Raw genomic sequence first — 23931 nt, forward strand, 5'->3', positions numbered from 1 at the left:
GGGCTGGGTGACGTCGAAGATGTGCAGGTACCACTGGCCCGGGGTGCCGTCGGCCTCGGTGTCCCGGGTCCAGCCGCGGCCACCGAATACCGACGGCCCGGTGTTCGGCGGCTCCTCGCCGGTCGCGCCCCGCCCCGCACGCCACCGGGGGGGGGCCCCGAGACGGGGCCGCCCGCCGTCGTCATGCCGGGACCACGGGCCGCGAACCAGCTGGGGATCCGTCAGAGAACGGCGAACCAGCAGGCCCCGAGGCCCACCGCAGAGAGCCCGGCCGCGAACCAGAACGAGCGCCAGGGTGCTGACCGGCCGATGAACAGGTAGGCCACCAGGACCACGGCGAACTCGCGCAGCACCAGGATGGTGGCCGCCAGGTGCAGGTCGAAGGACGCCACCCACGCGATCAGTGCCCCGAACACGATGCCGATCACCGGGCCCACGAACGTCTTCCAGGCGGCCCCGGTGCGCACGAGCAGCACCGAAGCGGCCCAGGAGAGCACCCCGGGGAAGGAGACCATGGCAATGAACGGGACCATGGACATGGCGGGTATCCACTTCTCCCCCAGCAGCGGGGTCAGGACGATCGAGGCCACCTGCGCGACAACCACGCCCACCGCCGCGAGCAGCAGGGCTCCGAAGAGGTAGCGCTCGCTGGTCTCGCGGATCTCCTGCGGCGACTCCTTGTCCGCGATGCCCACGCGCACCATGTTGGCGGTCGACGCCGCCAGGGCGTCACCCGGGGCGCGGCCCACCGCGCTGCCCGCCGTGTACGTGCCCAGCACGGCTGTGCCCGCGAAGAACGTCATGAACAGCCGCTCCGCCTGCCCCTGGAACCAGGCCATGAGCGCGTACCCGGACATGGCGCCCATGTCCGAGAGGATGGACTGCTCACCCGGCTCCGCGTGGGGAATGGGAAGCGTGTTGCGCCGGGCCCGCCACCAGCACAGCAGGGCGAAGACGCCCTCCGTGACGGCCAGCTGCAGGGACGGACCGAGCAGGGAACGGGTGAGCACCAGGACGCCGCCGCCCACCAGCAGACCCGCCAGGGCGGCCCGCAGCTGCAGGCGCGCGAGCAGGCCCCACTGGCTCGTGGCCTGCAGGGTTCCCACGTAGAGCAGCCCCAGTGCTCCGAAGCCGGGGGCGAAGGCAACGGGCAGCACCTGGAAGAACTCGTACCAGTTCTCCAGGGTGCCGTTCCAGCGCAGGACGAGCATGAGCCCCACGAGCAGCACGAACGCCACCACCGGCATGAAAGTGCGGTAGCGGTTCATGATCCGCATGCCCCCGGGCTCCGTGAGCACGCGCATCACGGCGAACCGGGCGCCGGAGTCGATCGTGACCTGGATGGCCGTGTAGAGCAGCGTCACCACGTTGTAGATGCCCACGTAGTGCGGGTTGGTGAACGCGGCGAGCGTCAGGATGACCAGCGCGGAGGAGACCCGCGGGATGATCCGCTCGATCAGGGACTTGATCTGGTTCAGCATGCCGCGTCCAGGACGGCGGCATGCAGCTGGAGCTGACGGCGCGCGTAGGCGCGGGTGCGGGGTCGCACCGCGGCGACGATCTCCTCGAGCTGCTGCCGGGTCAGCGAAGGGCGCGACGCCGTCCCGCCGTTCTCCAGCAGCCACGGCCGGCCGGTGGCCTCGGCCCACGCCCGGTAGGCGCGGTTCACCTCGGGGTCCTCCGCCACCCGACGGTGGTAGTCGGGGGCACCTGAGATCTGGCTCGCGCTGAGCCGGTAGGCGATCACGGGCACCGCCGTCTTCACAATGCGTGCACCGTTCAGCAGTGCGTCGAGCCACAGCACGTAGTCCTCGGCGGGTGAGTTGATGGCGTAGGCACCGGCGTCCAGGAGCGTCTGCCGCCGTGCGAGGAGGCTGGGGTGGAACAGGGGGTTGGTGAACGGCAACAGGAGTCCGATCTCGGTGCTCGTGAGTGAACCGAAGTACGACGGCCGGGGCAGCGCTCTCCCCCCGAACCGGATGGCGCTGCCGCACACGATGTCCGCGTGGCGCATGGCTGCCAGCTCCACCTGGAACCGCCACGGCGCGCATAGGTCGTCGGCATCCATCTTGGCCACGAATTCGCCGTCTGTCTCGAGCAGCAGCTGCCGGGAGCAGGCCACGGCCCCCTGGTTGCGTTCGAACACGCGGACGTCCACCCGGGGGTCCGCCACCGCGCGCGCAGCGGCCTCCGTGTCGGCGTCGGGCCCGTCGACCCCCACGACGAGCTTTGCGTCGCGAGGCATGGCTCGAAGGGTGGAGGTCATGGCATGGCCCACGGTCGAGCTCGCCCGGTAGGCGGGCATGATGACAGTCAGTAGTGGCATGGTTTTCTTTCCGATCGTGGAGGGTCGGCTGGGGTGCCCAACCCGGCAGCCGGGGCACAGGGGTTCAGAGTCTGGAGGGGCTCGCCTGCCATGGTGGGGCGGCGCCCGCACAGGCCGGGGCCGGTGCAATCGGCTGGCCCGCATCACGGGGGCGGGCGAAGAGACGCTCAGCGATCCACAGCCCCCACAGCGGCAGGATCGACAGTGTCAAGAAGACCTCGAACGATTCCAGCTGCCCCACGATGCCCTGAAACACCAGGGTGGATCCCACTGCGGCGAGAAGTACGCGGTTCGTCTCGCTCCGGCTGCGGCTGTAGGCGTCCGAGACCACGGCGGAGAGCAGCCCCAGCAGGAAGTAGCCCACCACCACGCCCAGCATCCCGAAGTTGAGCAGCATCTCCGCACTGAATCCAGGAACCACGTAGATCTGGTCCTCCCCGCCCAGCAGGTCGAAACCGGAGACCTGCACCATGGAGCGGAACGGGTTCTCGGCTGGCACGCCGGCGAAGTGCAGCAGTGAGAGCGGAACATTGAGCAGGGCGCTCCACACCGTCTCACCGTGCAGGGAGCCGTGAATGGCCGTGTGGTTGGAAGCCCATGCCGCCATGGAGAAGCGGCCCCACTGCCAGTCGATGAAGGACCAGGGATCGGTGGTGGCACCCACTCGGTTCGAAGTGGTGAACACGATGTACCCTGCGAAGGCCACAGCCCCCACGGCGACGAAAGGCCAGCGGAGAACGTTGATCCTCGGCAGCATCAGGGCGAGCAGCGGGAAAGCCACGTAGGCGATCTCGGCGCGACCGCCGTTCCAGGTGGCACTGACAGCCAGGGCGCCGAGTCCCGACACGAGCAGGACAGTGTTCCACACCGAGGGCCCGGGCGCCCTGCGCCGTGATGCGAGAGCAAGGACCAGCAGGGTGACCGCCCAGGGCAGCCAGCCGGCGAGGAATGCGTACCGTGCATTGCCCCCGTCCACCGCGATGATGCGCCCGCCGGTCTGATCGGTTGTCGCTCCCATGACGCGCACCAGCCCCACGGCCCCCGCGGCCGCCAGGATGAGAGCAATTCCTCCCACACCGATGCGGTGCGCCGCGGCGAACGAGTACAGGTTCTCCGGGATCAGGGAGCGGCGGGGAATGCTCCCGGCGCTGCGGGATGCGGCGAACAGCCGGGGGCGGGGCACGACCAGTCCAGCCCAGAGCGCGCAGCTCCCCAGAAAGGTCGCCCAGGCTGCAGTGCTCAGACCCGAGGTGCTCCCCACGGGGTCGCCGGTGAGGACTTCGTAGAAACCCCGGTCCTTGGACCATCCCAGGACGTGCGCGAACCCGGAAACCACGTTGGCCAGAAGGAAGTTCAGCAGCATCCACATGCGCAAGTTCATGCCGTCCACCTGACGGGTGCGCACGTGGATCAGCGCCAGAACCCCCACGATCGCGGAGGCCGTCAGGAGCAGGAGTGCGCCGGCGACGGGATTCATCGCGTCCACGGCGCTCAGAGCAGACCGGAACGACCGCGTGAAGACCGCACCTTGTTGGCGACCACCGACACGCGGGAGCCGCGGAAGGACTCCACCGAGTTCTGCAGCTGCTCCGTGGCCACGTGGCCGGGCACGGTGACGAGGAGGACCTCGTCGGACAGCTCGCCCAGCACCGCCGCGTCGGCGGACTCGCTCAGCGGGGAGCAGTCCAGGATGACGACGTCGAACTCCCTCTCCAGGTCCCGAAGCAGGGTCACCATGGACTCCGAGCACACCAGGTCACTGGGACGCGTGGTGGCTGAGCCCGCGGGCAGGAACGTGAGCCCCTGCTGGAGCTGCACGGCACTCTGCTCCGCCAGGCCCCACTGCTGCACGATGTCCGAGATGCCGAGGTGCGATCCCTGCGCCAGGAGCGTCGTGAGACCCCGGTCGGAGAGGTGGGCGTCCACGAGGACCACCCGGCTGCCGAGCCCGGCGAAGCTGCGGGCCAGTTCCAGTGCCACGGTGGAGGCGCCGTCCCCGGTCCGGCTGCCAGTGACGGCGACGACGGCGGAGCCCTCCACGTGGGGCAGGACCTCGGCGTGACGCTGCTGGAGCCGGGAGCGCAGGGCGGTGATCTGCGGCGTCGACTCCTCGGACCCGGTGGAACCGGCGGCCGCGGGATCGAACGTGCGGGCGTCGCTGCGGTGCTTCAGCCGTGGCACGGACGCGGCCAGGGTGACCCCCGGGACGTCGCGGAGGTCACGGACGGTGCGCGGCCGGCGGACGAGACTCTCCAGGATGAATGCCAGCACCGTTCCCACCAGGGCACCGAGCACGATGCCGCCCACGGGGTAGACCCACGAGGGGAGACCTGTCGAGGCCTCGGGGCGCTCCGCCTTGCTCAGCACCTCGGCCTTCACGGCGCCGGACCTGTTGGCGACCTCCGGCGACAGGGACCCCACGCCCTTGGTCAGCTGCTCAGCCACACCGTTCGCGAGGGTCTGAGCCTTCTCGGGGGTGTCGGCGGTGGCGCTGACCTGGATCACGGACGTGGCCGTGGGGTTGGTGACGTCCAGCATGGCCTGGAGCTGCTCCACGCTGTCGTCCAGTCCCGTGTCACGGCGCACCGGATCCAGGACGTAGGGGGAGGTGGCCACGGTGGTGTAGGACTTCAGCTCCCGGGACAGGTACGTTGCCGCCTGGTTCAGCTCCGTGGCGGAGTCGTTGGTGGGGATGGACACGTACAGCTGCGACGACGACTGGTACTTGGTCGGCACCATCAGCGCCGCTGCTCCCCCCACGACCGCGCCCACCAGTGCGAGCGCGGCAATCACCGTCCACCACTTCTTCAAGATGTCCACGTAGTCACGCAGCGTCATGCGTCCTCCAGCCCCTTGTGTCGACGGCCGAGTGCGATCCGTTCCCCCCGGCGCTGCCCAGCGCCCGGCACGGATGATCCCGATTTCGGCCGTCTCTCCCCTTTTGTGCAATTGGCGCAAGTCTAACGCCCGATTCATCGGCACCGAGCGCGGAGATATTTCCCGGTGGATGACCTTGTACCCATATCGGGGGATAAAACAGCAATTCGACAGGGGGAAATCAGCCATTCCGGCCCGCCAAATCCGGTTTTCTGCGAACCGTCCACGGAAATCCCATGCATTCAACAAGCACCGCGGGGTCCGGTCACCACCCCTGCGACCTGCACCAACACCATGATTCCACATCAACTTTTACGGCCATCGCGGTCGGACCGCGCTCTCTCTCCGCGCGGAGACGCCCGCCCGCAGTGTTCCCTCTTGTGGGGTCAAGTCCGCCCCGCCCCTCTGGGTGGGTGTGCCAAGCTTGGACGTCGACGACTGCGGCGACATCGGGGGAGCACGGGGCCGGCTGCCGCGGTTGCACGCGCCCGTGCGGTTCGAGTTCAAGGGGAGAACACATGACACAACGACGCCGCCTCGCCACCTTCACGGGGCGCGGCTACGACAAGGGCCGCAGCACCCTGCAGTGCGCGGCGTGGGCACTCGTGGCGGAGCCGCTGCAGCGCTCCGTGCTGTGCCCGCCCGCGGTGCGCACCAGGATCCTGCGCGCGTTCGGAGCGGAGATCGGGGAGGGCACCCTGATCCGCCACGACGTCCGGATCCACTGGCCCTGGAAGCTGAGCGTGGGCGAGAACTCGTGGATCGGCGTCGGCGCGTGGCTGCTGAACCTGGAGCCCATCACGATCGGCTCGGACGTGTGCATCTCCCAGGGGGCCATGCTCTGCACGGGCAGCCACCGCGCGGACGATCCCTCGTTCGAGTTCGACAACGCGCCCGTCACGGTCGAGGACGGCGCCTGGATCGCGCTGCGCGCCACCGTCCTGCGGGGCGTCACCGTGGGCGAGGGCGCGGTGGTGGGCGCCACCGCGCTCGTCACCCGGGACGTGCCGGCCGGCGAGCGCGTGCTCGCCCCCGCGGCAGCGAGGGTGTGAGCGGCGTGCGGATCCTGCAGGTCGTCGCCCTCGTCTCGGGCACCAACGCGTACGGCGGCCCCACCACGGTCGCCCTCAACCAGTGCCGGGCGCTGGCCGACGCCGGTCACGACGTCGTCCTCGCCGCCACCGGCTCCGAGCTGGGCACCCCGCTGCCCACGGAGCGCGACGGCGTGCGCACGGCCCTGTTCCCGCCGCACTACGTCCTGCCGGGGGCGGGCTTCGCGGGGCTCACCTCCCCCGCCATGCTCTCGTGGGTGCGCCGGGTGGCGCCGAGCGCGGACGTGGTGCACGTGCACATGGCCCGCGACCTCCTGACCCTGCCGTCGGCGTGGCTCGCGCAGCGCGCGGGCACCCGGGTGGTGCTGCAGACCCACGGGATGATCGATCCGTCGGACAACCCGCTCGCCGGCCCGCTGGACGCCGCCCTGACCCGCCGGGTGCTGCGCAGTGCCCACAGGGTCCTGCACCTCACCCCGCGCGAGGAGGGCGAGGTGGCGCAGGTGGCGCGCGGCCCGGTGAACCTCATGGAGCTGCACAACGGCATGCCCGTGAGTGCGGCGCCCCGCGAGGTCCGCGCCGGGGACGCGTGCCGCGTGCTATTCCTCGCCCGGCTGCAGGAGCGCAAACGCCCGCTCGCGTTCGTGGCCGCCGCCCGCGCCCTGGCGCAGCGCCACCCGAACGCCACCTTCACCCTGGTGGGCCCGGACGAGGGTCAGGGGGACGCGGTGCGCCGCGCGATCGCGGAGTCCGGACTCGGGGACCGCCTCACGTGGGCGGGCCCGGTGGACTCGGCGGGCGCGGCCCGCTGGATGGCGGACTCGGACCTGTACGTCCTGCCGTCCGTGGACGAGCCCTACCCGATGTCCGTGCTGGAGGCCATGTCCAGCGGGCTGCCCGTGGTCGTCACAGACACGTGCGGTTTGGCGGACACCGTGCGCCGCACGGGGTCGGGCGCGGTGGTGGACCACTCGCAGCAGGATCTGGAGCGGGCCCTGGACGAGCTGCTCTCGCGCCCCGACCTGCGGGAACGCTCCGGGCGCGCGGCACGGGAGACGATCGCGCGGGAGTACGGGATGGACGCCGTGGTGCAGCGGCTGCTGAGCGCCTACGGGGACTGAGCACTGCCGGAGGACACCGGGGCGGGCGCTCCTGTCTGCACCCGTCCTCCAGCCGGTGGACACGGGGGTGGCCGGACGGCCAGTCCACCACTGGCCGGAGGGACAGTGAAGGTCTGGCCGTTGGGCGGTGTCGGCCGGGGGCGGTGTGTCCGTAGCGTTGTCACTACCGGGTCGAAGGGCCGATGCCGCAAGGGGATCGGCCCGGGGGTGACCCGGTGACTGTCACAGACGATCAACAGCAAAGGACACACATCGTGGACATCTTCAGCTCCATCATCCAGTCCCTCGGCAGCGTTGCCAGCATCGTGCTCGAGTTCCTCAAGGCCTTCGGGATCGCCGGCTGATCAGCCGAACCCGTACCGGGAGGCGGCGCACGCCGACCGCCCGACACTCACGGCCCTCACCTTCTGGTGGGGGCCGTGAGTGCTGTCCGGGTGCGGGAGCCCACCCCGTAGGATGAACGGATGAAGGCCTTACTGCTCGAGAACATCCATGCCGACGCCGTCGACGCCCTGCGCAGCCGCGGGTTCGAGGTCGAGTCCCGCAAGGGCGCCCTGGACCCCCAGGAGCTGATCGAGGCGCTAAACGGGGTGGACCTGCTCGGGATCCGTTCCAAGACGCAGGTCACCCGCGAGGTCCTGGAGGCGCACCCGCAGCTGCAGGCCGTGGGGGCCTTCTGCATCGGCACCAACCAGATCGACCTGACCGCGGCCACGGACACCGCCACGGCCGTGTTCAACGCCCCGTTCTCCAACACCCGCTCCGTGGTGGAGCTCGCGCTCGGGGAGATCATCGCCCTGGCCCGCCACCTCACGGACAAGAACGCCGCCATGCACCGGGGCGAGTGGAACAAGTCCGCGGAGGGCTCCCACGAGGTCCGCGGGCGCACCCTGGGGATCGTGGGCTACGGCAACATCGGCAAGCAGCTGTCCGTGGTGGCGGAGGCGTTCGGGATGGACGTCTACTACTACGACGTGGTGGACCGCCTGGCCATGGGCAACGCCACCAAGTGCGACTCCCTGGAGCAGCTGCTGTCCAGTGTGGAGACCGTCACCCTGCACGTGGACGGGCGCGAGGCCAACACCGGCATGTTCGGCCGCGAGCAGTTCCGCCAGATGCAGCCGCGCTCCATCTTCCTGAACCTCTCCCGCGGGCACGTGGTGGACCTGGACGCCCTGCACGAGGCCCTGACCTCCGGCCACCTGGCGGGCGCCGGGCTGGACGTCTACCCCTCCGAGCCCAAGGCCTCCGGGGAGCCCTTCGAGTCCCCGCTGCAGGGGCTGCCGAACGTGATCCTCACCCCGCACGTGGGCGGCTCCACGGCGGAGGCGCAGGAGAACATCGGGGGCTTCGTCGCCGGGAAGCTGGTCGACTACTGCCGCTACGGCACCACGAGCCTGTCTGTGAACTTCCCCGAGGTGCAGCTGGACCCGGAGATCCGCGGCACCCGTCTGCTCCACATCCACAGCAACGTGCCGGGCGTGCTGGCGCGCGTGAACTCGGTGCTCGGCGAGCACGGGATCAACGTGGACCGCCAGCAGCTCGTGACCCGCGGGCAGATGGGCTACCTGGTCACGGACTGCGGCAACGGGGTCACCGAGGACGTGGTGGCGGCCGTGAAGGCCCTGCCCGAGACCGTCCGGGTGGCCACCGTCTCCTGAGCCGCCCCTCCCCCGCCGGAACGGGGGTCGGGCCCCCGAACGCGCGCGACCCCCGGAACCCTGCACGGGTCCGGGGGTCGCATGCCTTCCCGCGGCGCCTACTTCTTCTTGGCGGCCTTGCGGGTGCCCTTGCCGGTCTTCTTCGAGGCCCCGGGGGCGACGGCGCGCGCGGCCGCCTTCTCGGTGCGGGCCCCGGAGTGCTCCAGCACGCCCGAGCTGGACTCGATGTGCGAGCGCATGAACCACTGGAACAGCTCCAGGCCGCGGACCTGCCCGATCAGCATGTCCTCGGTGATGGGGTCCACGTCGCTCACGCGGGCGAGCGCCTCGCGGTGGTCGCTGATCACGCCGTCGTAGACGAGGTCCAGGGCGGCCAGGTGCTCCACGCCGGGGGCGCGGTTCACGCTGTAGTCGTCCCAGGTGCGCTCGGCCACGATGGCGCCGGGGGTGCCGTTGGGGGACACGCCCATGGTGGCCATGCGCTCGGCGAGGTCGTCCACGTACCCGCGGACCTCGTCGATCTGCGGGTCCAGCATCTCGTGGACGGCGATGAAGTTGGGACCCACCACGTTCCAGTGGGCGTGCTTGAGGGTCAGCTGCAGGTCGTTGAGAGCGTGCAGGCGCTGCTGCAGGATCTCCGCGACCGCGTGGCCCTGCTCGGTTGTGAGGCCGGGAACGGTGTACGCGGCGATCCGGGTGGACTTCTTGGCCATGACATCCTCCTTGCCGGAGCGGTGGCTCCCATCCGGAACCCCACGAATCCGACTTATTGTGATGAATTCACAATAACAATCGTGGCGGCTCCGGACCAGGCCCCGGGCCCTGGCACGCCATCACGAACCCCCGTGGGGTGCGCTCGAGCCCACCCGCAAGGTGTCGCACCCCTCGCCGATTGGTGATCCAGCTCACGGGTTCTAGGGTGGGAGAAATACCTGAGACCTGGAGTATCGGATGACCGCCTACCCCCACCTTCTGTCCCCCCTGCGCGTGGGCTCCCTGACCCTGCCGCACCGCGTGATCATGGGCTCCATGCACACCGGGCTGGAGGAGACGCCCGGCGGGGAGGCGGAGCTCGCCCGCTTCTACGTGGAGCGCGTGCGCGGCGGAGCCGGGCTGATCGTCACCGGGGGCATCTCCCCCAACAGGGAAGGTGCGGCCCGCCAGGACGGCGCGCACCTGAGCAGCGTGGAGCAGCTGCCCCCGCACCGCACGGTCACGGACGCCGTGCACCGGGAGGGTGGGCTGATCGCCCTGCAGCTGATGCACAGCGGGCGCTACGCCATGCACGCGGACGCCGTGGCGCCGTCGCCCGTGCGAGCCCCCATCAGCCGGGTCACCCCGCGCGAGCTGAGCACCGAGGACGTGGAGCGCACGGTGGAGGACTTCGCGCGCGCCGCGGACCTGGCCCGGCAGGCGGGCTACGACGGCGTGGAGATCATGGGCTCCGAGGGCTACCTGATCAACGAGTTCCTGGTGGCCCACACCAACCACCGCACGGACCGCTACGGGGGTTCCGACGCCGCCCGCCGCCGCTTCGCGGTGGAGGTGGTCCGGCGCGTCCGCGAGGTGACCGGCCCGGACTTCCTGGTGATGTACCGCCTCTCGGCGCTGGACCTGGTCCCGGACGCCCAGGAGTTCGAGCAGGTGCTGGCCCTCGGGCGCGAGGTCGAGGCGGCCGGGGTGTCGGTGGTCAACACGGGCATCGGCTGGCACGAGGCCCGGATCCCCACGATCGCCACGAGTGTCCCGCCGGCCGCGTTCTCGTGGGTGAGCCGTGCCCTGCGGGAGAACCTCTCGGTGCCGGTGGCCGCCGTGAACCGCATGAACACCCCGGAGATCGGCGAGGCCGTGATCGAGCGCGGTGACGCGGACCTGGTGTGCCTGGCCCGCCCGTTCCTCGCGGACCCGCAGTTCGTGGCGAAGGCCCGGGAGGGACGCTCCGAGCGGATCAACACGTGCATCGCGTGCAACCAGGCGTGCCTGGACCACACGTTCGCGGGCAGGCGCATGTCCTGCCTGGTCAACCCGCGGGCCATGCGCGAGGACCAGCTGGTGCTGGGCCCCACCCGCACGGCAGAGCGGATCGCCGTGGTAGGTGCGGGCCCCGCGGGCCTGGCCTTCGCGGAGGCCGCCGCGCAGCGCGGCCACCGGGTCACGGTCTTCGAGCAGCACACCGAGATCGGCGGGCAGTTCCAGCTGGCCCGCCGCATCCCGGGCAAGGCGGACTACGGCCACACCATCCGCTACTTCCGCGCCCGCCTGGAGGAGCTGGGCGTCACCGTGCACACCGGACGCACCGCCACCCCCGCGGACCTCGCCTTCGCGGACCGGGTGGTGGTGGCCACGGGCGTCATGCCGCGCGTACCCGGGATCCCCGGGGAGGACGGTCCCACCGTGCTCGGCTACAGGGAGGTCCTCTCGGGCGCCCCCGTGGGCGAGCGGGTGGCGGTCGTCGGCGGTGGGGGGATCGGCTTCGACGTGGCCCACTTCCTCACCCACGACCCCCACGCGGACTTCTACCGCGAGTGGGGCGTGGACCGCTCCCTCGAGGCGCGCGGCGGGCTGCTGCTCCCCGAGCCCGCTCCCCCGGTGCGGGCCGTGACCCTGCTGCAGCGCACCGCGGGCAAGCCCGGCGCCCGCCTGGGCACCACCACCGGGTGGATCCACCGTGCAGAGCTGCGCATGGCGGACGTCCGCTTCGTCACCGGCGTGGAGTACGAGCGCCGCGCCGAGCGGGGGCTGGCCGTGCGGGTCCGGGTCGACGAGGCCGCGGGGGCCGGGGCGGCGTCGTCCGGGGCGGCGGCGTCGGCCGGGGAGGCACCCACGCGGGCAGCGCGGGTCGCGGACGGTGCCCCCGGGACTCCAGGGGCCGCGGCGAGCCCCGGAACCACCGCGGTGGCGGAGCGGCCGGGGCGCAGGCGCCTGCTGGTCCCCGCGGAGACCGTGGTGCTGTGCGCGGGCCAGGAGCCGCGCGCGGAGCTCGCGGCGCAGCTGGGTGGTGAGCGCCCCGTGCACGTGGTGGGCGGGGCGAACGTGGCGGCGGAGCTGGACGCCAAGCGCGCCATCCGGGAGGCGGTGGAGCTCGCGGCCTCCCTGCCGTGAGGCGACGCGCCCGGGCGGCACCCGCGTCCCCCGCGGGGGCGGGCGGGAACCCCGCCGGGGGACGGTGCTGTCACCGTGCACCCAGCCCGGCCGGATACTATGCAGGGAACTGTCCACGACCGTGCGCGTCGCCGACCCCCACGGTCGCACGGGACGCGCCGCCACCGGCTGACCGAGAAAGGAGGCGGGATGGGTTTCTGGACCGGGCTGGAGAACGGGATCGAGAGAGCCCTGCGCACCGCCTTCACCGCGGGCTCGCGCAGGCGGGTGGAGGCCGTCGAGATCGCGAGCGCCCTGCGCCGGGAGCTGGACCAGGAGTCCTTCAGCGTCTCGGGTGGGCGCACCATGGCCCCCAACGTGTTCACCGTGGAGTTCTCCGACGACGACTTCCCGCGCGCCCAGGAGTGGGGCGTGCAGCTGGCCGAGGAGCTGTGCGACGTGGTCATCCGCCACGCCCGCTCCCAGGCGTACACCCTTCAGGGCGCGGTCCGGGTGAGCTTCACGCGCGAGTCCGAGCTGGAGGCCGGGGACGTCAGCATCGTCTCCTCCTTCGAGCGCACCAGCACCCCGCAGGCTCCCGCGGACGCCGGCACCTCCGCCCGCGCGCCCCAGCCCCCGGCCCCCGCACCGCACGCGAGGGGCCGCGGCACACGCGGCGTCGAGGAGTCCCAGAACGCCCCCACCGCCGCCCACGAGCCCGTCACCCCGTACACCCCGCGCCGGGTGCCGGTGATCGAGGTGGGCTCCGAGCGGTTCTCCCTCAACGCCCCGAGCGTGAGCGTGGGCCGCTCCGCGGAGGCGGACATCACCGTGGAGGACACCGGGGTCTCCCGCAGGCACCTGGAGATCCGGCGGGAGGGGGAGAACTTCCTGGCCGTGGACCTCGGCTCCACCAACGGCTCCTCCGTGGACGGCCGCAGGATCGAGGGCCGCGCCCAGCTCGTGGACGGCTCCGTGATCACCATGGGACGCACCAGGCTGGTCTTCCGGCTGCTGGTCCCGAAGGAGAGGCGCTGACGTGTCCGAACTGACCGTGACCCTGCTGCGCTTCGGCTTCCTCGCGCTGCTGTGGCTGTTCATCGCCGCCGTGGTGCTCTCGCAGGCGCGTGACCTGACGGTGAGCGGCAAGGCCCGCTCCGCCTCCCGGGGGCGCACCCGGTCCGCCGTGGCGCCCGAGGAGAACGGGCGCCGCCCGGAGCCCACTCCGCAGCCCCAGCCCCAACCCCAGCAGAGTGCCGCGCCCGTGACGGGGGGCGCGCGCCACCGCCCGCAGCAGCTCGTGGTGCTGGAGGGCCCGCTGGCCGGCAGCAGCTACCAGCTGGGCTCCGCCCCCGTGATGCTGGGACGCTCCACCGAGGCCACCGTGCCGCTGGAGGACGACTACGCCTCCGGGCGCCACGCCCGGCTGTTCCCGCAGGGCTCCCGCTGGTTCCTGGAGGACCTCGGTTCCACGAACGGCACGTACGTGCAGGACCAGAAGCTCTCCCGCGCCGTGGCCGTGGAGCCGGGCGTCCGGTTCCGGGTGGGACGCACCGTGATGGAACTGAGGCCGTAGACCCATGCCCATCGCCTTCCGCTACGCCGCGCGCTCCGACGTGGGCCGCGTGCGCTCCAAGAACGACGACTCCGCCTACGCGGGGCGGTACCTGGCCGTGGTCGCCGACGGCATGGGCGGGCACGTGGGCGGGGACGTGGCCTCCGCGTCCGCGGTGATCGACCTCACCCACCTGGACCACGCGGGCCACGACGGCGACGCCGAGACCGTGCTCGCGGACGAGATCCAGAACGCGAACCAGAACCTCGCCAAGCTCGTGCAGTCCAACCCCCGGCTGGGCGGGATGGGCACCACCGTGACCTCCCTGCTGATCGACGGGGACGAGATCTCCGTGGCGCACATCGGCGACTCCCGCGCGTACCGGCTGTCCCAGGCCGAGGGCTTCCAGCAGGTCACCACGGACCACACGTTCGTCCAGCGCCTGATCGACGAGGGCAGGCTGCGCCCGGAGGAGGCGGAGAACCACCCCCACAAGAACGTGCTCATGCGCGTCCTCGGGGACGTGGACGCCTCCCCCGAGCTCGAGGTCCACACCGTGCGCCCCGCCGTGGGCGAGCGCTGGCTGCTGTGCTCGGACGGGCTCAACGCGGTGGTCAGCGCGCAGACCATCGAGAACGTCATGGAGTCCACCGGGGACCTGAACCAGATCGTGAACTCCCTGGTGGAGCTCACCCTGGACCGCGGCGCCCCGGACAACGTGACCGTGGTGGTGGTGCAGGTGGACGAGATCCCCCGCGGCGGGGACGCCCACCCCATGACCGGCGAGAGCCACGGGGCCGTGCCGGACGAGTCCCGCACCTCGGACGAGCAGCTGCGCCACGACACCGTGGAGGAGCACTGGGACGGACCCATGGACTCCCCCGTGGCCGGCGGCGGGCGCGACTACCGCGAACCCGGACGGGACCCCGGTCCCGCGGGGCAGGAGCAGTCCTCGGCCTCCGTGCTGCGCCGGGACCTGGCCGAGCGGCCCCACCTGCTCGTGGGAGCGGCGGCGAACGCCACACAGACCGGACGGATTCCCACGGTCTCGGACTCGGCCATCCAGCGCCGGGCCACCATGACCTCCACGTCCACCCTGGACGCCACCACGGACCCCGCGGAGGTGCGCAGCCTGCTCCGGCGGCGCGGCGCGGACCCCGCCCCCGCATCCGGGCGGCGCCGGGCGCTGTGGATCGCGGGCGTCGTCGTGCTCGCCGTGGCCCTGCTGCTGGGCGGGTGGGGGGCGCGCGCCTGGACCTCCTCCCAGTACTACGTGGGCGAGGCGGACGGCCGGGTGGCCGTGTTCCAGGGCGTCTCCCAGTCGCTGGGGCCCATCTCCCTGCACGAGCTGGACTCCGCCACGGACATCGCCGTGGACTCCCTACCGCAGTACGCCCAGGAGCGGGTGCGCTCCACCATCCCCGCCGGCAGCCGGGACGAGGCGCAGCGGATCGTGGCGGACCTGGAGACCTCGGGGGCTCCCCGGCCCACCGGCCGCGTGACCGTCACCACCCCCACCCCGGACCCGTCCGCGAGCTCCTCGCGCTCCGGTTCGTCGAGCCCCAGCGCCTCCGCGGCCCCCTCGGGGGGTGGCCGCTGATGAGCACCACCGCCACCACCGCACCGCCCGCCCCCGGGACCGGGGTGCGCCCGCGGCCCCGTCGGATCACCGAGCTGCTGCTGCTCCTGCTGGCGCTGGTCGTGGGCGTGGGCGCGAACATCCTGGTGGACCCGGACCAGCTGGCCGCGGACCCCTCACAGGTGATCGTCAGTGGCACCGTGCTCGGCGCGGGAGCCCTGCTGGTGCACGTGGTGCTGTGGGTGCGGGCCCGGTACGCGGACCCTTACCTGCTGCCCATCGCCGTGGCGCTGAACGGGCTGGGGCTGGCCATGATCCACCGCATCGACCTCTCCACGAACCAGACCGCGGCGAACACCCAGGTGGTCTGGACCGGCGTGGCCATGCTGGTGTGCTGCGTGGTGCTGTGGCTGCTCAAGGACCACCGGCGGCTGCGCGCGGTCACCTACACCATGCTCCTGGTCTCCGCCCTGCTGCTGGTGCTGCCCATGGTCCCGGGACTCGGCGTGGAGATCAACGGCGCACGGCTGTGGATCTCGGTGGCCGGGCGCACCTTCCAGCCCGGGGAGATCGCCAAGATCACCCTGGCCGTCTTCTTCGCCGGCTACCTCTCCACCAACCGTGACCTCATCCTGCTGGCCGGGCGCCGGATCGGACCCGTGCGGCTGCCACGCTTCCGGGACATCGCCCCCATGCTCGCGGCGTGGGCGATCGCCATCGGCATCCTGGTGCTGCAGAAGGACATGGGCACGGCCATCATGTTCTTCGGCCTGTTCCTGGCCATGATCTACCTGGCCACCGGGCGCCTGGGCTGGATCGTGCTGGGCCTGGTGCTCATGCTCGTGGGCGGGTTCGCCGCCAGCCGCGTGTTCTCCCACGTGAGCCTGCGCCTGGACGCCTGGCTCGACGCCTTCGACCCCGCGGTCTACAACCGCTCCCCCGGCGGGTCCGCACAGATCGTGCAGGGGCTGTTCGGTCTCGCCTCCGGCGGGCTCTTCGGCAAGGGCCTCGGCCAGGGCCGCCCGGACCTCGTGTCCTACTCCAACTCGGACATGATCATCACGGCCCTCGGCGAGGAGCTCGGCCTGATCGGGCTCGGCGCGATCCTCGTGATGTTCCTGCTCTTCGCATCCCGCGGGCTGCGCGCGGCCCTGGGCGCCCGGGACGCGTTCGGCAAGCTGCTGGCCGCCGGGCTCTCCGCGCTGATGGTCCTGCAGCTGTTCATCGTGGTCGGCGGCGTCACCCGGCTGCTGCCGCTCACCGGCCTGACCACCCCGTTCATGTCCGCGGGCGGCTCGTCCCTGCTGTCCAACTGGATCATCGTGGCCATTCTGCTGGCCATCTCCCACAGCGCCCGCCGCCCCGTAGCCACCGGCCCCGCCTCCCCCGAGGACCTCGAGTCCCTCGAGCGCCGCCGCCGCGCCCGCGAGGAGCAGCGCGCCCAGACGCGGACCGCGGACGCCACCCGGGGCGACGCCGCCGTGGAACCTCCGCGTTCCACCGCCCTGAGCTCCGCGGCGGCGGGCGGCAGCCGCACCACCCCGCACCTCGATCCCGGCGACGCCGGCTCGGCGACCGAGGCCATGTCCCGGATCACCGACCGCTCCGGCGCCGCCGCGCGCGAACGGGGAGCGGCACGCAAACCGGGCCGGGCGACGCGGTCCGAGCACCGCGCACCCCGTGACGAGTCCGCACCGGACTACACCGACCAGGAAGGAGGGACCCCGTGAACAAGGCGATCCGCAGGATGTGGCTGATGGTCTCGGCCATCGTCATGGTGCTGCTGCTGACCCTGACGTACGTGCAGTTCTTCGCGGCGAACGCCCTCCAGGCCAACCCCTGGAACAACCGCACGCTCTACGAGCAGTTCGGCCAGGACCGTGGCTCGATCCTGGTGGGCGGCACGGAGATCGCGAAGTCCGTCCCCTCGAACGACGACTTCGAGCACCAGCGCATCTACACCGACTCCCCCATGTACTCCGGGCTCACCGGCTACTTCTCGCTGGTGTACGGGGCCACGGGACTGGAGTCGGCCATGGGGGACGAGCTCTCCGGCGCGTCCGACGACCAGTTCTACGACCGCGTGATGTCCCTGTTCTCCGGGGAGCAGCCCAAGGGCGCCTCCGTGGAGCTCACGCTGGACCCAGCGCTGCAGAAGGTCGCGTACGACGCCCTGGAGGGTCACAACGGCTCGATCGTGGCCGTGGACCCCAAGACCGGCGAGATCAAGGCCATGGTGTCCCGCAAGAGCTACGACGCGAACGCCATGTCCTCCCACGACACCAACGAGGTCGTGGCCGCCTCCAACCAGCTGAACTCAGACCCGGACAAGCCGCTCGTGAACCGCGCCATCGGCGGGGACCTCTACGCCCCCGGCTCCACGTTCAAGCTCATCGACACCGTGGCCGCACTGGAGTCCGGGAAGTACACCACGGACTCCACGCTGCAGAACCCCGCCGAGCTGCCCCTGCCGGACACCACCGTGACCCTGCCGAACTACCGCCAGGGCGGGTGCGCCGCGCGCACGCAGGTGGACCTGCGTTTCGCCCTGGAGCAGTCCTGCAACACGCCGTTCGCCCAGATCGCCATGGACCTGGGCCAGGACGACCTGCGCAGGACGGCGGAGAACTTCGGCTACGGCCAGGACCTGAGCATCCCCCTGGACGTGACGCCCTCCGTGTTCCCCCAGGACATGAACCAGGCCCAGCTCGCGCTCTCCTCGATCGGGCAGTACGACGTCCGCACCACTCCCCTGCAGGTGGCCATGACCTCCGCCGCGATCGCCAACGACGGCGTGATGATGAAGCCCAGCCTGGTGAAGGACGTCCGCTCCTCGGACCTGTCCGTGATCGACGAGTTCAAGGCAGAGCAGCTGCGGCGTTCCACGGACTCCCAGACCGCGAGCACGGTCAAGGACCTGATGACCTCCGTGGTGGACAACGGCATCGCCTCCGGCGCGGCCGTGCCGGGCGTGAAGGTGGCCGGCAAGACCGGCACGGCTGAGATCGGCAAGGACGGATTGAACGATTCGTGGTTCACTGGATTCGCGCCCGCCGATGACCCCCAACTGGCGGTGGCGGTGGTTGTCGAGGACGTGGACGTCACCACGGGAGCGTCCCTGACCAGCCCCAGCGCACGGCAACTCTTCGAGGCGGTGTTGAACAAGTGAGGCCATCGTCGAACACCATTCTGGGCGGTCGCTACGCGCTCACGGAACGAATTGCCATCGGCGGCATGGGTGAGGTCTGGAAGGCCAAGGACCAGGTCCTGGGCCGGATCGTGGCCGTGAAGATCCTCAAGGACGAGTACAACGGGGATCCCACGTTCCTGCAGCGTTTCCGGGCCGAGGCCCGCCACACGGCGCTGCTCAACCACCCGGGCGTGGCCAACGTCTTCGACTACGGCGAGGACGAGGGCTCCGCGTTCCTGGTCATGGAGCTGGTGCCCGGGGAGCCGCTGTCCAACGTCATCGACCGGCAGAAGACGCTGGACCCGGACACGGTGCTGAACTACATCGGCCAGACCGCCCGTGCACTGGCCGCCGCCCACGCGCAGGGCCTGGTGCACCGGGACGTGAAGCCCGGCAACCTCATCATCACCCCGGACAACCGGGTGAAGGTCACGGACTTCGGCATCGCCCGCCTCGCGGACCAGGTGCCCCTCACGGCCACGGGCCAGGTGATGGGAACCGCCCAGTACCTTGCGCCGGAGCAGGCCACGGGCCAGACCGCCACGGGCTCCTCCGACATCTACTCGCTGGGCATCATCGGCTACGAGCTGCTCGCGGGGCGCCGCCCGTTCACGGGGGAGTCGCAGATCGCGATCGCCCTGGCGCAGGTCAACGACAACCCGCCGCCGCTGCCGGACACCGTTCCCGAGCCGGTGCGGGCCCTGATCATGTCCATGCTCGCGAAGGACCCGGAGGACCGCCCGGAGAACGCGGGCAAGCTCGCGAACGCCGTGGACGCCCTGCGCCGCGGCGACGTGCGCTCTGCCGTGGCCATGGTGCCGGGGATGGCGACCTTCCTCTCGGAGAACTTCTCGGACGACGGCCAGCCCACCGAGGCCATGCCCCCGGTCTCCGGGCCCCGCACCCGCGCCATGCCCGGCACCGCCGTGGACGCCACGGTGGGCACAGGCTCTGCGGCCGCCGCGGACCGCCCCGCGCCCGAGTACAGCGCCCACCCCTCCACCGCCCAGTTCGACGCCGTGCACCAGGGCGACCGCTCCCAGGCGGGGTCCTCCGGCAGGAACGGCGGGCGCAGGCGTTCGGTGTGGGCCTGGCTGCTGCCGCTGCTCGTGGCGCTGCTGGTGCTCGGCGGGATCGGCGCCTGGTTCCTCACCTCCGCCGGGAGCGACGACAAACCGGCGCCCGGCACCGTGACCTCCTCCACCGTGAGCCCCACCCCGGACAACACCGTGACCCTGCCCCGGGAGATCGTGGGCCGTGACGCGAACCAGGTCTCGGCCGAGATCGCGGCCCTGGGCGTGAACGTGGACAAGCGGCTGCAGCAGGGCACGGGCAAGGCGGAGAACACCGTGGTCGCCTCGGACCCCGCGGCCGGGGCCAGGGTGAAAGTGGGTTCCACGGTGGTGCTCACCGTGGCGTGGACCCCGGACTCCGGGCAGGGCTCCGGCGGGGGCACCTCCTCGCAGGCCCCTACCCAGCAGGCCACCTCCGAACCCCAGCGCACCGCGGCACCCGGTACCACCCAGGACTCCGGCTCCGGTGCCACGAGCGGCACGGGCAACGGTTCCGGTGACGGCGGCGGCACGGGCACCGGCGGCGAGGACACCGGTGGCCAGACCACGGGCTCCGAGCAGACCGGCGCGCAGACCAGCCAGCCCCAGGCCCTGGGCACCGCCGGTGACGGTACGCAGACCGGGCAGACCACCGCCGAGGGCGGCAGCACCTCCACCGGCTCCGGCACGGGCTCCGTGGCCGTCCCGAGCGCCGGCACGGGCACGAACGGGTAGCGCGGATGGGCACGCAGCCGGTTCCGGAGCTGGTCAACGGCCGCTACGAGCTCGGTGAGGTCATCGGCCGTGGCGGGATGGCCACCGTCCATGTGGGCCAGGACGTCCGGCTGGGGCGCCGCGTGGCCATCAAGGTCCTGCGCCCGGAGCTCGCCGCGGACCAGACGTTCCACGAGCGCTTCCAGCGGGAGGCCCACGCGGTGGCCTCCCTGAACCACCACTCCGTCGTGGCCGTCTACGACACCGGGGAGATCCGGCCCCAGGGCCCGGACGGGGTGATGCGCCCGTACATCGTCATGGAGTACGTGCCCGGTCAGACCCTGCGGGAGCTGATCCACGGTCCGGGGATCGCCCCGGAGCAGGCCGTGGAGTACATGCTCGGCATCCTGGACGCCCTCGCCTACAGCCACCGAGCGGGGATCGTGCACCGGGACATCAAACCCGCCAACGTGAAGGTCACCCCGGACGGCAGCGTGAAGGTCATGGACTTCGGGATCGCCCGGGCCGTGGAGGACACGCAGGCCGCCCTCACGCAGTCGCAGGCGGTGCTGGGCACCGCGCAGTACCTCTCCCCCGAGCAGGCCCGGGGTGCCGCCGTGGACCAGCGCTCGGACCTCTACTCCGCGGCCTGTGTGCTGTTCGAGATGCTGACGGGCCGCGCGCCCTTCGTGGGCGAGTCCTCCGTGGCGATCGCGGCGCAGCACGTCCGGGACGCTCCTCCCGCGCCGTCGGCCCTGAACCCGCGGCTGCCGTCCGCCGTGGACCGGTTCATGGAGCGCGCACTGGCCAAGGACCCGCAGGACCGCTTCGCGGACGCCGGGCAGATGCGCCGGGCGGTGCGCGAGCTCGCCGCGACCCTGCCCGGGGACATGGACGCCACCCGGCCCATGGCCGCCACGGGCGCCGCGGGCTCCAGCACCAAGACCCTGCCCGCGGTGGGCGCGGGCGCACCCACTGCGGTGGTGACGGCTGCCGGGCGCAGCGAGGACACGGAACCCTCCCCCGTCGCCGACCGCGAGCGCTTCGACCCGGACCCGCAGGACCGCACCGCAGTCCCCGGTTCCCACTCCGACCGGCCGGAGAAGCCCCGGCGCCGCCGCGGGTGGGTCCTGGCCCTGGTCCTGGTGCTGCTGCTCGCCCTGATCGGCGTGGGCACGGTGCTGGGCGTGCAGTGGTGGCAGGCTCACCAGGTGGAGCAGGTGGCCCGCGTGAGCGTCCCCCAGGTCAAGGGGATGGACAGCACCACCGCGGAGAACACGCTGCGGGACGCCGGGCTGAATCCCTCGTTCACCACCGAGCACAGCGAGAGCGTGCCCGAGAAGCACGTGATCGACGCCTCGCCAGCTGCCGGGACCGAGGTGGACAGCGGCTCCACGGTGACGGTGCGCGTCTCCGACGGTCCCGGCAGCGTGACGGTCCCGCAGGATCTCGTGGGGCAGTCGCTGGAGTACGCCCGCGGCTCGCTGCGGGACGCCGGCCTCACGGTGGGTGCCGTGGAGACGGTCAACAGTGCCACGGTGCCGGCCAACTCGGTGGTCTCCGCAGATCCCGTCCCCGGGGCCTCCGTGGCCAAGGGCAGCGCGGTGGGACTGCGGGTGTCCTCCGGGAAGGTCACCGTTCCGGACCTGGTGGGCCGCAGCCGTTCCGACGCCGAGGCCGCCCTGCGCGCGGAGGACGTCCGACTCACGTCGGACGTGGAGATCCGGGAGACCGAGGACGCGGAGACGGGCACGGTGCTCGAGCAGTCCGCCCCCGCCGGGTCCTCCGTGAACCAGGGCTCCACTGTCACGCTCACGGTGGCCCGCAGGGTCACGCCCTCACCCACGAGCACCCCCACGCCCACCCCGAGCGAGACCCCCGAGGAGACGGCGACGCCCGCGCAGCCGACGCAGGAGCCCGCGGAACCGACCGCCGCGCCCACGCGCACCCGGCCCGCCATGTACCCCACCGCCACGCGGGCCGGCGACGACGACCGCTGAGGCTCTGCGCGGGACTGCCCACCGTAACCACCGCCGGCACGACGACGGCCCGCGCCCCTGAGAGGGACGCGGGCCGTCGGCCACGGTGCGCAGGCGGAAAAGTGGCGGTGCCGCGGTGCTCGCCCGCGGCGTCGCAACCCGCTCAGGCGGTCATCAGCGGGGAGAGCCCGGCGGCCGCGGCGGCGGCGCCGTGCTGGCCCACCTCTTCGAGCCAGTTGCCCAGCATGAGGTACCCGCCCTCGGTGAGCACGGACTCGGGGTGGAACTGCACACCGTGCAGCGGTGCGGTGCGGTGCTTCAGTCCCATCACCACCTGGCCGTCCTCCGTGGTGGCGGTGACCTCCAGGCACTCCGGGACGGTGTCCGCGGCCACGGCGAGTGAGTGGTACCGGGTGGCGGTGAACGGCGAGGGCACGGACTCGAAGACGCCCTCCCCCTCGTGGACCAGCTGGGAGGTCTTGCCGTGCATGAGCTGCTGCGCGTGGCCCACCCGGGCGCCGTAGACCTCACCCAGGGCCTGGTGGCCCAGGCAGACGCCCAGCAGCGGGGTGCGGGTGCGCTCGGCCCACCGGATCAGCTCCGCGCACACCCCGGCGTCCGCGGGGGCACCCGGCCCCGGGGAGAGCAGCACGCCCTGGTGCTCCCCGGCCAGCGCGGTGGCGGCGGCGACGTCGAGGTCGTCGTTGCGGACCACGGTGGTCTGGGCACCGAGCTGCTGGAGGTAGCCCACCAGCGTGTAGACAAAGCTGTCGTAGTTGTCCACGACGAGAATCTTCACAGACACTCAAGAACTCCTGCGCGTTCACCGGTTGAAAGAACTCGCGCAAGTCTACGCCCGCCCGGACGGATAGACTGAACGCTGATTTCGCACCGGGGCCGCCCCCGGATCCCGCCGGCGGGGACCCCGCCGGTCGCGAGCCCACCCGGGCGGCACCGGGTCCGGGTCCACGCAGCAGGAGGATTGATCGGCAGTGTCCCAGCCCAAGAAGCGCTTCGGCAGGTCCCGCGGCACCCAGGACGACACCCAGCAGTTCACCCTCACGGAGCGTGACCGCGAGCTCGCCGCCCTCGCGGCCGAGATCCTGCCGCGCAACAGCGCCGCGGCCTCCTTCGAGCGGGCCGCCTCCCGCAAGGCGGGCTCCTCCTCCGTCTCCGCGCGGGACGCCGTCACGGACACCGCACCGGACGACGACGCCGCCACCGGCTCCGCGTCCGACCCCGCCGACACTCCGGTCCCGGCCACCACGGAGGGCGGGGCCGGTGGAACGACCCCGCGGAAGGGGCACGGGGCGAAGAAGACCGGGCGGGCGGCGTCGCCCTCCGCCGCGGGAAAGACCACGGCTGGAGCGGCCACCGCCACCGAGGCCGAGGAGGACACGCCGACCGAGGCCACGGACGGCGCCAGCGCCGAGGACCCGAAGGCGCGGAAGAAGCGCGAACGCCAGGCCAAGCGCCGCGAGGCCAAGGCAGCCCGGGCCGAGGCCCGGGAGCGGCGCTCCACGGACTACCAGCCCACCCCGCTGTGGTACAAGGTCATCATGATCGGGCTGATGATCGTGGGGTTGCTGTGGATCATCAGCTACTACCTGTTCCAGGGACAAATCCCCATCCCCGGGATCGGCGTGTGGAACCTGATAATCGGGCTGGGCTTCATGTTCGCCGGGCTCATCATGACCACGCGATGGCGCTGAGAACGCACCCCCCCGGCCACCCGCGCTACCCA

18 protein-coding genes are annotated in these 23931 nt (G+C 71.8%); 12 read left to right on the plus strand and 6 right to left on the minus strand.

The window, feature by feature from the left end; translation table 11 throughout:
* Window positions 1–221: 221 nt before the first annotated feature.
* The 4 genes from Q4A22_RS11300 to Q4A22_RS11315 form a co-directional block, all read right to left on the minus strand.
* Window positions 222–1481: a hypothetical protein gene (locus Q4A22_RS11300; RefSeq protein ID WP_303179543.1), complete on the minus strand. Its 1260-nt coding sequence runs from the start codon at window positions 1479–1481 to the stop codon at window positions 222–224.
* Complete coding sequence (locus Q4A22_RS11305) at window positions 1475–2326, minus strand: glycosyltransferase (RefSeq protein WP_303179545.1); 852 nt, start codon at window positions 2324–2326, stop codon at window positions 1475–1477. Before Q4A22_RS11305 ends, Q4A22_RS11300 begins: the two co-directional genes overlap by 7 nt.
* Before the next feature lie 64 nt (window positions 2327–2390).
* Window positions 2391–3803 carry a hypothetical protein gene (locus Q4A22_RS11310; RefSeq protein WP_303179547.1) on the minus strand — a complete coding sequence of 471 codons (1413 nt, stop codon included), beginning with the start codon at window positions 3801–3803 and terminating at the stop codon, window positions 2391–2393.
* A gap of 14 nt (window positions 3804–3817) precedes the next feature.
* Complete coding sequence (locus tag Q4A22_RS11315; RefSeq protein ID WP_303179549.1) at window positions 3818–5164, minus strand: polysaccharide biosynthesis tyrosine autokinase; 1347 nt, start codon at window positions 5162–5164, stop codon at window positions 3818–3820.
* A 557-nt stretch (window positions 5165–5721) separates the two neighbouring features.
* Here Q4A22_RS11315 and Q4A22_RS11320 point away from each other — a divergent pair.
* The 3 genes from Q4A22_RS11320 (at window position 5722) to serA (ending at window position 9037) form a co-directional block, all read left to right on the plus strand.
* Window positions 5722–6255: a DapH/DapD/GlmU-related protein gene (locus Q4A22_RS11320; RefSeq protein ID WP_303179550.1), complete on the plus strand. Its 534-nt coding sequence runs from the start codon at window positions 5722–5724 to the stop codon at window positions 6253–6255.
* Between the two features lie 5 nt (window positions 6256–6260).
* Window positions 6261–7376 (plus strand): glycosyltransferase, encoded by a 1116-nt coding sequence (locus tag Q4A22_RS11325; RefSeq protein ID WP_303179551.1) that lies wholly within the window; start codon window positions 6261–6263, stop codon window positions 7374–7376.
* A 464-nt stretch (window positions 7377–7840) separates the two neighbouring features.
* A complete protein-coding gene (serA, locus tag Q4A22_RS11330; protein WP_303179553.1) occupies window positions 7841–9037 on the plus strand; it encodes a phosphoglycerate dehydrogenase in 1197 nt (398 codons plus the stop codon).
* A gap of 98 nt (window positions 9038–9135) precedes the next feature.
* Here serA and Q4A22_RS11335 read toward each other — a convergent pair whose 3' ends face one another.
* Window positions 9136–9750: a Dps family protein gene (locus tag Q4A22_RS11335; RefSeq protein WP_303179556.1), complete on the minus strand. Its 615-nt coding sequence runs from the start codon at window positions 9748–9750 to the stop codon at window positions 9136–9138.
* Window positions 9751–9988: 238 nt separating this feature from the next.
* Between Q4A22_RS11335 and Q4A22_RS11340 the strand changes: the two genes are divergently transcribed.
* From Q4A22_RS11340 to pknB, 8 genes are all read left to right on the plus strand, one after another.
* Entirely contained in the window at window positions 9989–12139 is a 2151-nt protein-coding gene (locus Q4A22_RS11340) for an NADPH-dependent 2,4-dienoyl-CoA reductase (protein ID WP_303179559.1), read from the plus strand.
* 189 nt (window positions 12140–12328) lie between these two features.
* On the plus strand, window positions 12329–13156 hold the full coding sequence (locus Q4A22_RS11345; RefSeq protein WP_303179561.1) for a DUF3662 and FHA domain-containing protein: 828 nt from the start codon (window positions 12329–12331) through the stop codon (window positions 13154–13156).
* 1 nt (window position 13157) lies between these two features.
* Window positions 13158–13694, plus strand: a complete 537-nt coding sequence (locus Q4A22_RS11350; protein WP_303179564.1) for an FHA domain-containing protein — start codon at window positions 13158–13160, stop codon at window positions 13692–13694.
* Window positions 13695–13698: 4 nt separating this feature from the next.
* On the plus strand, window positions 13699–15273 hold the full coding sequence (locus tag Q4A22_RS11355; RefSeq protein ID WP_303179566.1) for a PP2C family serine/threonine-protein phosphatase: 1575 nt from the start codon (window positions 13699–13701) through the stop codon (window positions 15271–15273).
* A complete protein-coding gene (locus tag Q4A22_RS11360; RefSeq protein WP_303179569.1) occupies window positions 15273–16982 on the plus strand; it encodes an FtsW/RodA/SpoVE family cell cycle protein in 1710 nt (569 codons plus the stop codon). The genes Q4A22_RS11355 and Q4A22_RS11360 overlap by 1 nt, the downstream gene beginning before the upstream one ends.
* Window positions 16979–18421 (plus strand): penicillin-binding protein 2, encoded by a 1443-nt coding sequence (locus Q4A22_RS11365; RefSeq protein WP_303179573.1) that lies wholly within the window; start codon window positions 16979–16981, stop codon window positions 18419–18421. Before Q4A22_RS11360 ends, Q4A22_RS11365 begins: the two co-directional genes overlap by 4 nt.
* Window positions 18418–20229 carry a protein kinase gene (locus Q4A22_RS11370; protein ID WP_303179576.1) on the plus strand — a complete coding sequence of 604 codons (1812 nt, stop codon included), beginning with the start codon at window positions 18418–18420 and terminating at the stop codon, window positions 20227–20229. The genes Q4A22_RS11365 and Q4A22_RS11370 overlap by 4 nt, the downstream gene beginning before the upstream one ends.
* 5 nt (window positions 20230–20234) lie before the next feature.
* The gene (gene pknB / locus Q4A22_RS11375; RefSeq protein WP_303179578.1) at window positions 20235–22208 is read left to right on the plus strand and encodes a Stk1 family PASTA domain-containing Ser/Thr kinase; all 1974 of its coding nucleotides are present in this window, start codon (window positions 20235–20237) and stop codon (window positions 22206–22208) included.
* A 142-nt stretch (window positions 22209–22350) separates the two neighbouring features.
* Here the strand turns inward: pknB and Q4A22_RS11380 are convergent, their stop codons facing one another.
* Window positions 22351–22992, minus strand: a complete 642-nt coding sequence (locus Q4A22_RS11380) for an aminodeoxychorismate/anthranilate synthase component II (protein ID WP_303179579.1) — start codon at window positions 22990–22992, stop codon at window positions 22351–22353.
* Window positions 22993–23179: 187 nt separating this feature from the next.
* Here Q4A22_RS11380 and Q4A22_RS11385 point away from each other — a divergent pair, with 187 nt between their 5' ends.
* Entirely contained in the window at window positions 23180–23899 is a 720-nt protein-coding gene (locus tag Q4A22_RS11385; RefSeq protein ID WP_303179581.1) for a cell division protein CrgA, read from the plus strand.
* The last annotated feature ends 32 nt before the right edge of the window (window positions 23900–23931 follow it).

Origin of the sequence: Kocuria sp. (genome assembly GCF_030530945.1) — a bacterium.
Lineage (GTDB): Bacteria > Actinomycetota > Actinomycetes > Actinomycetales > Micrococcaceae > Kocuria.

What these genes read in the sequence shown, in the direction of transcription:
- Q4A22_RS11300 (WP_303179543.1), bottom strand. Translation starts at nt 1,481, where the DNA reads ATGCTGAACCAGATCAAGTCCCTGATCGAGCGGATCATCCCGCGGGTC.
- Q4A22_RS11305 (WP_303179545.1), bottom strand. Translation starts at nt 2,326, where the DNA reads ATGCCACTACTGACTGTCATCATGCCCGCCTACCGGGCGAGCTCGACC.
- Q4A22_RS11310 (WP_303179547.1), bottom strand. Translation starts at nt 3,803, where the DNA reads ATGAATCCCGTCGCCGGCGCACTCCTGCTCCTGACGGCCTCCGCGATC.
- Q4A22_RS11315 (WP_303179549.1), bottom strand. Translation starts at nt 5,164, where the DNA reads ATGACGCTGCGTGACTACGTGGACATCTTGAAGAAGTGGTGGACGGTG.
- Q4A22_RS11320 (WP_303179550.1), top strand. Translation starts at nt 5,722, where the DNA reads ATGACACAACGACGCCGCCTCGCCACCTTCACGGGGCGCGGCTACGAC.
- serA (WP_303179553.1), top strand. Translation starts at nt 7,841, where the DNA reads ATGAAGGCCTTACTGCTCGAGAACATCCATGCCGACGCCGTCGACGCC.
- Q4A22_RS11335 (WP_303179556.1), bottom strand. Translation starts at nt 9,750, where the DNA reads ATGGCCAAGAAGTCCACCCGGATCGCCGCGTACACCGTTCCCGGCCTC.
- Q4A22_RS11340 (WP_303179559.1), top strand. Translation starts at nt 9,989, where the DNA reads ATGACCGCCTACCCCCACCTTCTGTCCCCCCTGCGCGTGGGCTCCCTG.
- Q4A22_RS11345 (WP_303179561.1), top strand. Translation starts at nt 12,329, where the DNA reads ATGGGTTTCTGGACCGGGCTGGAGAACGGGATCGAGAGAGCCCTGCGC.
- Q4A22_RS11355 (WP_303179566.1), top strand. Translation starts at nt 13,699, where the DNA reads ATGCCCATCGCCTTCCGCTACGCCGCGCGCTCCGACGTGGGCCGCGTG.
- Q4A22_RS11360 (WP_303179569.1), top strand. Translation starts at nt 15,273, where the DNA reads ATGAGCACCACCGCCACCACCGCACCGCCCGCCCCCGGGACCGGGGTG.
- pknB (WP_303179578.1), top strand. Translation starts at nt 20,235, where the DNA reads ATGGGCACGCAGCCGGTTCCGGAGCTGGTCAACGGCCGCTACGAGCTC.